Genomic DNA, 9,206 nt, shown 5'->3' with positions numbered 1-9,206 from the left:
CGGGCCCCGCCATCGCCGCCCGCCGCGGCGGCATCGTCGACCAGGTGGATGCGACGCGTATCGTTATCCGCGCCACCGAAGATCTCGATCCGGGCAAGTCCGGCGTCGATATCTACCGGTTGATGAAGTTCCAACGTTCGAACCAGAACACCTGCATCAACCAGCGTCCGCTGGTTCGCATGGGCGACCGGGTCAACAAGGGCGACATCATCGCCGACGGTCCGTCGACCGAGCTCGGCGATCTGGCGCTCGGCCGCAACGTGCTGGTCGCGTTCATGCCGTGGAACGGCTACAATTACGAGGACTCGATCCTCCTGTCCGAACGCATCGTCGCCGACGACGTCTTCACCTCGATCCACATCGAGGAGTTCGAGGTCATGGCGCGCGATACCAAGCTTGGACCGGAGGAAATCACGCGCGATATCCCGAACGTCTCGGAAGAAGCGCTGAAGAACCTCGACGAAGCCGGCATCGTCTACATCGGTGCGGAAGTTCAGCCGGGCGACATCCTGGTCGGCAAGATCACGCCGAAGGGCGAAAGCCCGATGACGCCGGAAGAGAAGCTTCTGCGCGCCATCTTCGGCGAAAAGGCGTCCGATGTGCGCGACACCTCGATGCGCATGCCTCCGGGCACATTCGGCACCGTCGTCGAGGTGCGCGTCTTCAATCGCCACGGTGTGGAGAAGGACGAGCGCGCCATGGCGATCGAGCGCGAGGAGATCGAACGCCTCGCCAAGGACCGCGACGACGAGCAGGCCATTCTGGACCGTAACGTCTACGCGCGTCTTTCCGACGTGCTCGTCGGCAAGGAAGCGATCGCTGGACCGAAGGGCTTCAAGAAGGGCTCGACGCTGTCCAAGGATACGCTCGACGAGTATCCGCGTTCGCAGTGGTGGCAGTTTGCCGTGGAGAACGAAAAGCTCCAGAGCGAGCTGGAAGCGCTGCGTGGCCAGTACGACGATTCCAAGAAGGCGCTCGAGCAGCGTTTCATGGACAAGGTCGAGAAGGTCCAGCGCGGCGACGAAATGCCTCCGGGCGTCATGAAGATGGTCAAGGTCTTCGTGGCCGTGAAGCGCAAGATGCAGCCCGGCGACAAGATGGCCGGCCGTCACGGCAACAAGGGTGTCGTGTCGCGGATCGTTCCGGTGGAGGACATGCCTTTCCTCGAGGACGGCACGCATGCCGATATCGTGCTCAACCCGCTGGGTGTGCCGAGCCGCATGAATGTCGGCCAGATCCTGGAAACGCATCTGGGCTGGGCATGTGCGGGCATGGGCAGGAAGATCGGCGAGCTGATCGACACGTACAAGGCAGCCGGCGACATCAAGCCGCTGCGCAAGACGCTCGAGAGCTTCATCCCGGCCAACGACCGCAACGAGCCGGTTCGTGACTATGACGACGAGAGCATCGTTCGCCTCAGCGAGCAGATGCGCCGCGGCGTCTCGATCGCGACCCCGGTGTTCGACGGCGCGCATGAGGCTGACATCAACATCATGCTGGAGCAGGCGGGCCTGCACAGCAGCGGTCAGTCGCAGCTCTATGACGGACGCACGGGCGAGCCGTTCGATCGCAAGGTGACGATGGGCTACATCTACATGCTCAAGCTTCACCATCTCGTGGACGACAAGATCCACGCGCGTTCGATCGGTCCGTACTCGCTCGTCACCCAGCAGCCGCTGGGCGGCAAGGCGCAGTTCGGTGGCCAGCGCTTCGGCGAGATGGAGGTCTGGGCGCTGGAAGCGTACGGCGCCGCCTACACGCTGCAGGAAATGCTGACGGTGAAGTCCGACGACGTCGCCGGCCGTACCAAGGTCTACGAGGCGATCGTGCGTGGCGACGACACCTTCGAGGCCGGCATCCCGGAGAGCTTCAACGTTCTCGTCAAGGAAATGCGGTCTCTCGGCCTCAACGTCGAGCTGGAGAACACCAAGCTCGACGACAACCCTGTCCGGCTGCCCGACGCGGCCGAGTAAGGCAATGGCGCGCCACGGCTGTCCGCGGCGCGCCTCGAGCATGATCCCGAAAAGTGGCTACCGGTTTTCGGACAGGATCATGCTCAACCAGGAAGAATTCGACGGCCAGTGGCCGACAAAGACGGCGGGCGTTTGGCTCGCGACTAGATGCAAGGGATCTTCGAGGATCCCGAAAAGGAGAACGGCATGAACCAAGAGGTCATGAATCTCTTCAATCCGCAGGCGCCTGCGCAGGTGTTCGATTCCATCCGGATATCGCTTGCCAGCCCTGAGAAGATTCTGTCCTGGTCTTTCGGCGAGATCAAGAAGCCGGAGACCATCAACTACCGCACCTTCAAGCCGGAGCGTGACGGTCTGTTCTGCGCGCGCATTTTTGGCCCGATCAAGGACTATGAGTGCCTGTGCGGCAAGTACAAGCGCATGAAGTACAAGGGCGTCATCTGCGAGAAGTGCGGCGTCGAAGTCACGCTGTCGCGCGTTCGCCGCGAGCGCATGGGCCATATCGAGCTGGCGGCACCGGTCGCCCATATCTGGTTCCTGAAGTCGCTGCCGTCGCGCATCGGCACGCTGCTCGACATGACCCTGAAGGACATCGAGCGCGTCCTCTACTTCGAGAACTACATCGTCACCGAACCTGGCCTCACCGCGCTGAAGGAGCACCAGCTGCTCAGCGAGGAAGAGTACATGATCGCCGTCGACGAGTATGGCGAGGATTCGTTCACCGCCATGATCGGCGCCGAGGCCATTCATGACCTCCTGGCCGGCATGGACCTGGAGAAGATCGCCGGCGACCTGCGTTCGGAACTGGCGTCGACCACCTCCGAGCTGAAGCAGAAGAAGTATCTGAAGCGGCTCAAGGTCGTCGAGAACTTCATGGAATCCGGCAATCGTCCGGAATGGATGATCATGAAGGTGGTTCCGGTGATCCCGCCGGACCTGCGTCCGCTCGTCCCGCTGGACGGCGGCCGCTTCGCCACGTCGGATCTGAACGATCTCTATCGCATCACCCGCAACAACCGCCTGAAGCGGCTGATCGAGCTGCGCGCCCCCGGCATCATCGTGCGCAATGAAAAGCGCATGCTGCAGGAAGCCGTCGATGCGCTGTTCGACAACGGCCGCCGCGGCCGCGTCATCACCGGCGCCAACAAGCGCCCGCTGAAGTCGCTGTCCGACATGCTCAAGGGCAAGCAGGGCCGGTTCCGTCAGAACCTGCTCGGCAAGCGCGTCGACTATTCCGGCCGCTCGGTCATCGTGACCGGTCCGGAGCTCAAGCTGCACCAGTGCGGCCTGCCCAAGAAGATGGCGCTCGAACTGTTCAAGCCCTTCATCTACGCCCGTCTCGACGCCAAGGGTTACTCCTCGACCGTCAAGCAGGCGAAGAAGCTGGTCGAAAAGGAGCGTCCGGAAGTCTGGGATATCCTCGACGAGGTCATCCGCGAGCATCCGGTGCTGCTGAACCGTGCGCCGACGCTGCACCGTCTCGGCATCCAGGCGTTCGAGCCGATCCTGATCGAAGGCAAGGCGATCCAGCTGCACCCGCTGGTCTGCACGGCCTTCAACGCCGACTTCGACGGCGACCAGATGGCCGTTCACGTGCCGTTGTCGCTGGAAGCGCAGCTTGAAGCCCGCGTGCTGATGATGTCGACCAACAACATCCTGCACCCGGCTTCCGGCGCGCCGATCATTGTGCCGTCGCAGGACATGGTTCTGGGTCTCTACTATCTCTCGATCGTCAACCAGAACGAGCCGGGCGAGGGCATGGTGTTTGCCGACATGGGCGAACTCCAGCACGCGCTCGAGACCAAGGCGGTGACGCTGCACTCCAAGATCAAGGGTCGTTTCCGCACGGTCGACGCCGAAGGCAAGGTCGTGTCGAAGATCCATGACACCACGCCTGGCCGCATGATCATCGGCGAGCTTCTGCCGAAGAACGTCAACGTGCCTTACGAGACCGCCAACCAGGAGATGACCAAGAAGAACATCTCCAAGATGATCGACACCGTCTACCGCCACTGCGGTCAGAAGGAGACGGTCATTTTCTGCGATCGCATCATGGCGCTCGGCTTCAGCCATGCCTGCCGCGCCGGCATTTCGTTCGGCAAGGACGACATGCTGATCCCGGATGCCAAGATCAAGCTGGTCTCCGACACCGAGGCTTTGGCCAAGGAATACGAGCAGCAGTACAATGACGGTCTGATCACGCAGGGCGAGAAGTACAACAAGGTCGTCGACGCCTGGGCCAAGTGCTCGGAAAAGGTCGCCGACGAGATGATGGCCCGCATCAAGGCGGTCGAGTTCGAGGACAATGGCCGTCAGAAGCCGATGAACTCGATCTACATGATGTCGCACTCCGGTGCGCGTGGCTCGCCCACCCAGATGCGCCAGCTTGCCGGCATGCGCGGCCTTATGGCCAAGCCGTCGGGTGAAATCATCGAGACGCCGATCATCTCGAACTTCAAGGAAGGCCTGACCGTGCTCGAGTACTTCAACTCGACCCACGGCGCCCGCAAGGGTCTGGCCGACACCGCCTTGAAGACGGCGAACTCGGGTTACCTCACCCGTCGTCTGGTCGACGTGGCGCAGGACTGCATCGTCAACTCCGTCGACTGCGGCACCGACAAGGGCCTCACCATGCAGCCGATCGTCGATGCCGGTCAGGTCGTTGCTTCGGTCGGCCAGCGCGTGCTGGGCCGTACGTCGCTCGACGACATCACCCATCCGGTGTCGGGCGAGATCCTGGTCAAGGCCGGAACGCTGATGGACGAGCGTGACGTGGAACAGATCGAAAAGGCCGGCGTCCAGTCGGTCCGCATCCGCTCGGCACTGACTTGCGAAGTCAGGGTTGGCGTCTGCGCGGTCTGCTACGGTCGCGATCTGGCCCGCGGCACCCCGGTCAACCAGGGCGAAGCCGTCGGCGTCATCGCGGCGCAGTCGATCGGCGAGCCGGGCACCCAGCTCACCATGCGTACCTTCCACATGGGCGGTACCGCGCAGGTGGTGGACAGCTCGTTCCTTGAAGCCTCGTATGAGGGCAAGGTCGAGATCCGCAACCGCAACGTGGTGCGCAACTCCGACGGCCAGCAGATGGTCATGGGCCGCAACATGGCGGTGCTGATCCTCGACGAAGCCGGCAAGGAGCGCGCCTCGCACCGTCTCACCTATGGTTCGCGCATCTTCGTGGACGATGGTGACAAGGTGAAGCGCGGCCAGCGTATCGCCGAGTGGGATCCCTACACGCGTCCGGTCCTCACCGAAATCGAGGGCAGGGTGTCGTACGAGGATCTGGTCGACGGCATTTCCGTTCAGGAAACGGCCGACGAGTCGACCGGCATCACCAAGCGTGAGGTCATCGACTGGCGCTCGACGCCACGTGGCAACGACCTGAAGCCGGCGATTGCGATCCAGGACGCCAAGGGCAAGGTCGGCAAGCTGTCCAAGGGCGGCGACGCCCGCTTCCTGCTCTCGGTCGAGGCCATTCTTTCGGTCGAGCCGGGTTCGCAGGTTCGCCCCGGCGACGTTTTGGCGCGTATTCCGATGGAAAGCGCCAAGACCAAGGACATCACCGGCGGTCTGCCGCGTGTTGCCGAGCTGTTCGAGGCACGTCGTCCGAAGGATCACGCCATCATCGCCGAGATCGACGGCACGATCCGCTTCGGCCGCGACTACAAGAACAAGCGTCGCATCATCATCGAGCCGCATGACTCGACGCTTGAGCCGGTCGAATACCTGATCCCGAAGGGCAAGCCGTTCCATCTCCAGGACGGCGACGTCATCGAGAAGGGCGACTACATCCTCGACGGCAACCCGGCGCCGCACGACATCCTGGCGATCAAGGGCGTGGAGGCACTTGCTTCCTACCTCGTCAACGAGATCCAGGAAGTCTACCGTCTGCAGGGCGTGTCGATCAACGACAAGCACATCGAGGTGATCGTTCGCCAGATGCTGCAGAAGGTCGAGATCACGGTGCAGGGCGATTCGACCTACATCCCGGGCGATCATGTCGACGTGATCGAACTGGAAGAGGTCAACGAGCGTCTGGTCGAGGACGGCAAGAAGCCGGCCGAAGGCCTGCCGGTGCTGCTCGGCATCACCAAGGCATCGCTGCAGACGCCGTCCTTCATCTCGGCCGCCTCCTTCCAGGAGACGACGCGAGTGCTGACGGAAGCTGCCGTTGCCGGCAAGACCGACATGCTGCAGGGCTTGAAGGAAAACGTCATCGTCGGCCGGTTGATCCCGGCCGGTACCGGCGGCACGATGAGCCAGATCCGGCGCATCGCCACCTCGCGCGACGAACTGATCATCGACGAGCGCCGCAAGGCCTCGGGTGCGGAAGTCGCCGAGCCGATGCTGGCCGACATGACCACCGCCGCGCAGTAAGCGCGGACGGCAACGATCTCAGGCAATAAGGCCGTCGGGGCAACCCGGCGGCCTATTTCTTTGTGCTATTCGGACACCCTCTCGAAGCGAAGCAGATCGCCCGGCTGACAGTCGAGATAGTCGCAGATGCGCTCCAGCGTGTCGAACCGGATACCCTTGACCTTTCCCTGCTTCAAAAGGGAAAGATTGGCCTCGGTGATGCCGACATATTCGGCCAGGTCCTTTGACTTCACGTTTCGTTCGGCGAGGACGACATTGAGCCTGACCCTTATGGGCATGAGCTGATCCTCATCAGATGAATTGCGCGTTTTCTTCGGCGAGTGCCGATGCCTCGGCCATGACCCAGGTGATGACAGCGACGATGCAAGCTGCCAGCAAGGTCAGCATCGTGTCGCTGTCGAGACCGAGCGTCAGCCGGTGCTGGCCGGCAGGCGCGTCCCAGCTGAGCAGAACGGACAATGCCGCCGCCGAAACCGGTTTCAGCAAGGCGGATGCCAGCAGGCCGAGGCCAAAGTATCGCAAATTGCTGATGGCGCCCTGACCGAAGAAGTTGCCGGACGCGAAAGCGCCGAAGCAGCGCCTTGCGGCCATGAGCGCGAAGACGAGGCAGGCAAGCGGCACGAACGAGATCGCGAACCCGACCAGTCTTCGACCGAGGCCAAGCTCGCTCAGCCATTCCTGTGGGATTTGCGCATCGGCCGCGATCGAACTGGCGGAGACGCTGAGCCAGTAGAACAGCAGACCGATGGTCAGCAATATGGCGAGGACGACAAAACACCTCGCCAGCACTAGGCTGAAAAGTCGGATGCGTCTCAATCTAAGCTGGCGGGCAGGATCGGCAGGGACAGCCGTGATGACAGGTTCAATCATCGCCGTTATCACTCCATTGTAATGAATTATCGTTTTACAATAATTTGTTTATGCGTAATGATGATTCTTGTCAATTCCTCATCACAGGAGAAACCTATGCCTTCGTTCAAACGCCGGATTGCCGTGGCAGCCATCGCGATTGTCGCCGCGTCCATAACGCCTTTTGCTGCCATCGCCCTCCCGTCGACCGCGACAGGCCGGATATCGGTGGGGCAGGTGATGGAAATGCTCGACAAGGCCGACACCAGCCCGGTCGCCAGGCAAACGCTGGTCGCCTATGTCGCCGGGGTTGGCGAAGCCGCCGGCGTGATCGCCGACACGATCGGCAATGGCGGCCTCGTTTCCTGCAAGAGTTCTTTCAGCCTGGATACACGAGCGGTGCGCGCCGCCCTTGAAGCGGGCGCCCCTCGTCAGGGTAACTGGTCTCAGACACCGGCGACGCCACTGATCATTGCCGACATGGTCAAGCGTGCCGGTTGCAGGACCAGGAATTGAGCCTGGCGATCCGCTGGTTCTCAGTCGCGCGACAATCCTGTCGCGCGACTATTCCCAACCTGCGACCCCCGCGCGCGATCAGCGAGTGCGGTTCCAGAGCTCAATCGAAAAACGCCTCGACTACGTTGCGCTTGCCGAGCATGAAGGCGTCAGCGACATGCTGGAGCGGGGCCAGATCGACATCGGAAACGCCGGCGCGCACGATCTCGGCGAAGCGCTTGTAGAGCATCGGATATTCCGCTTCCGGCTCTTCGTGAATGAGCTTGCCATCGATGGCGAGCTTCGAGCCGCCGCCCGACAGCACCATGGCGCCCTTGTCGGTGTCGGCCAGGATGTCCCAGCTTTGCGGGCCTGTCTGCAGCCAGTCGAGGTCCATCGTCACCGGCAGGCCATTCGAGGTGCGGAAGGTGACGCGCGCGGCAACCGGGGAGGCGCGGTTTTCGGGAAAGTCGAGCACCGCCGAGGTGATGAACATGGCCGGCAGGATATGGGTGGCAATCGACAGCGCGTTGATGCCGGGATCGAAGACGCCAAAACCGCCGGGAGCCCAGATCCATTCCTGGTTCGGGTGCCAGCGGCGCACATCCTCTTTCCAGTTGATGGCAGCCGAGCGGATGCGGGCTGAACTTAGAAAAGCACGTGCGGCCTCGACGGCCGGCGCATAGCGCGAGTGCCAGCTGGCGAACAGCGAGACGCCGTTGTGCGCAGCCAATGTCTTGAGGTCTTCGACCTCGCTGACAGTAGCGCCTGGCGGCTTCTCCAGGAAGACATGCTTCTTTGCCGTCAGCGCCGTCCGCGCCGCGTCGTAGCGGAATTGCGGCGGCATGCAGAGCGAGACGGCCTCGAGCTCGGCTACGGCGTCGAGCATGGCTTCGATGGTGGGGAAATTCGGGATGTCATCCACCTTGCCGTGACGGCTGGCGGCCGCGACGAGGCGATAGTCCTGGTCTTTCGCCAGGGCCGGCAGGTGCTGGTCGCGGACGATCTTGCCGACGCCGACGATGCCTATCTTGATGGGCTGGGACATGGCCGCTCCGTCTGTTTGATGATGGTGATGGCTTCTTATCAGAACACTTGCCCCGGGCAAGCCGAAGCCGAGCAGCCAAGCTCAGCCTTCCCTTAGCGGCAGCACATTTGTCGGCTGGGAAGGCCTCGGTCGCCGATTCGGTTCGGCAGTCGATTCGAAAGCTGGACCGGGGTCAGATCGGCACGTCGAAGGTAACGATCGACACTTCGCCTTCGAGCGCGCCCTGGAAGGCGGAAATATGCGGCTCTTCGTCGGGGATGCCGTCCATGTCGCCGATCTGGTCGAGCTCGGCCTCGGCGTAACCTTCGGCGGCAAGCGATTCGAGCGCCCGGCGCACCGCCGAATCGTCGTCGGGCGCAACCAGCATGACGTGGACGCCTTCCGGTTTGCCGCCTTTTTTCTTCCACACCCGGCCGGTGATGATGGTGACCGGGCGTTCTTCGTTGTCGTTCACGGGCCGATTC

At 62.4% G+C, this 9,206-nt stretch carries 7 protein-coding genes; 3 read left to right on the top strand and 4 right to left on the bottom strand.

Going from position 1 to position 9,206, the window contains the following annotated elements:
- Both rpoB and rpoC read left to right on the top strand, forming a co-directional pair.
- Positions 1-1,973, top strand: a 1,973-nt coding sequence (rpoB, locus tag EOA22_RS15935) for a DNA-directed RNA polymerase subunit beta (RefSeq protein ID WP_127390074.1), incomplete at its 5' end; no start/stop codon positions are given.
- Between the two features lie 186 nt (positions 1,974-2,159).
- Complete coding sequence (gene rpoC, locus EOA22_RS15930) at positions 2,160-6,350, top strand: DNA-directed RNA polymerase subunit beta' (protein ID WP_127390073.1); 4,191 nt, start codon at positions 2,160-2,162, stop codon at positions 6,348-6,350.
- A gap of 65 nt (positions 6,351-6,415) precedes the next feature.
- On the opposite strand, the gene EOA22_RS15925 is transcribed toward rpoC, so the two are convergent.
- Both EOA22_RS15925 and EOA22_RS15920 read right to left on the bottom strand, forming a co-directional pair.
- The gene (locus EOA22_RS15925) at positions 6,416-6,628 is read right to left on the bottom strand and encodes a helix-turn-helix transcriptional regulator (RefSeq protein WP_013531416.1); all 213 of its coding nucleotides are present in this window, start codon (positions 6,626-6,628) and stop codon (positions 6,416-6,418) included.
- A gap of 13 nt (positions 6,629-6,641) precedes the next feature.
- The gene (locus EOA22_RS15920) at positions 6,642-7,220 is read right to left on the bottom strand and encodes a DUF2975 domain-containing protein (protein WP_063168071.1); all 579 of its coding nucleotides are present in this window, start codon (positions 7,218-7,220) and stop codon (positions 6,642-6,644) included.
- 96 nt (positions 7,221-7,316) lie between these two features.
- Here EOA22_RS15920 and EOA22_RS15915 point away from each other — a divergent pair, with 96 nt between their 5' ends.
- On the top strand, positions 7,317-7,715 hold the full coding sequence (locus EOA22_RS15915; protein ID WP_013531418.1) for a chlorophyllide reductase subunit BchY: 399 nt from the start codon (positions 7,317-7,319) through the stop codon (positions 7,713-7,715).
- Positions 7,716-7,815: 100 nt separating this feature from the next.
- On the opposite strand, the gene EOA22_RS15910 is transcribed toward EOA22_RS15915, so the two are convergent.
- Positions 7,816-8,742: a Gfo/Idh/MocA family oxidoreductase gene (locus tag EOA22_RS15910; protein ID WP_013531419.1), complete on the bottom strand. Its 927-nt coding sequence runs from the start codon at positions 8,740-8,742 to the stop codon at positions 7,816-7,818.
- Positions 8,743-8,914: 172 nt separating this feature from the next.
- Positions 8,915-9,196, bottom strand: coding sequence for a transcriptional regulator (locus EOA22_RS15905; RefSeq protein WP_013531420.1), 282 nt, complete (start codon positions 9,194-9,196; stop codon positions 8,915-8,917).
- Positions 9,197-9,206: the final 10 nt, after the last annotated feature.

Origin of the sequence: Mesorhizobium sp. M7A.F.Ca.US.014.04.1.1 (genome assembly GCF_003998745.1) — a bacterium.
Taxonomy (GTDB): Bacteria; Pseudomonadota; Alphaproteobacteria; order Rhizobiales; family Rhizobiaceae; genus Mesorhizobium; species Mesorhizobium ciceri.
The sequence above is the reverse complement of the archived record's forward strand: the minus strand, read 5'-3'. Positions and strand labels throughout refer to the sequence as shown.

Coding starts and splice junctions, on each gene's coding strand:
- EOA22_RS15925 (WP_013531416.1), bottom strand. CDS start 6,628: ATGCCCATAAGGGTCAGGCTCAATGTCGTCCTCGCCGAACGAAACGTG.
- EOA22_RS15920 (WP_063168071.1), bottom strand. CDS start 7,220: ATGATTGAACCTGTCATCACGGCTGTCCCTGCCGATCCTGCCCGCCAG.
- EOA22_RS15910 (WP_013531419.1), bottom strand. CDS start 8,742: ATGTCCCAGCCCATCAAGATAGGCATCGTCGGCGTCGGCAAGATCGTC.
- rpoC (WP_127390073.1), top strand. CDS start 2,160: ATGAACCAAGAGGTCATGAATCTCTTCAATCCGCAGGCGCCTGCGCAG.
- EOA22_RS15915 (WP_013531418.1), top strand. CDS start 7,317: ATGCCTTCGTTCAAACGCCGGATTGCCGTGGCAGCCATCGCGATTGTC.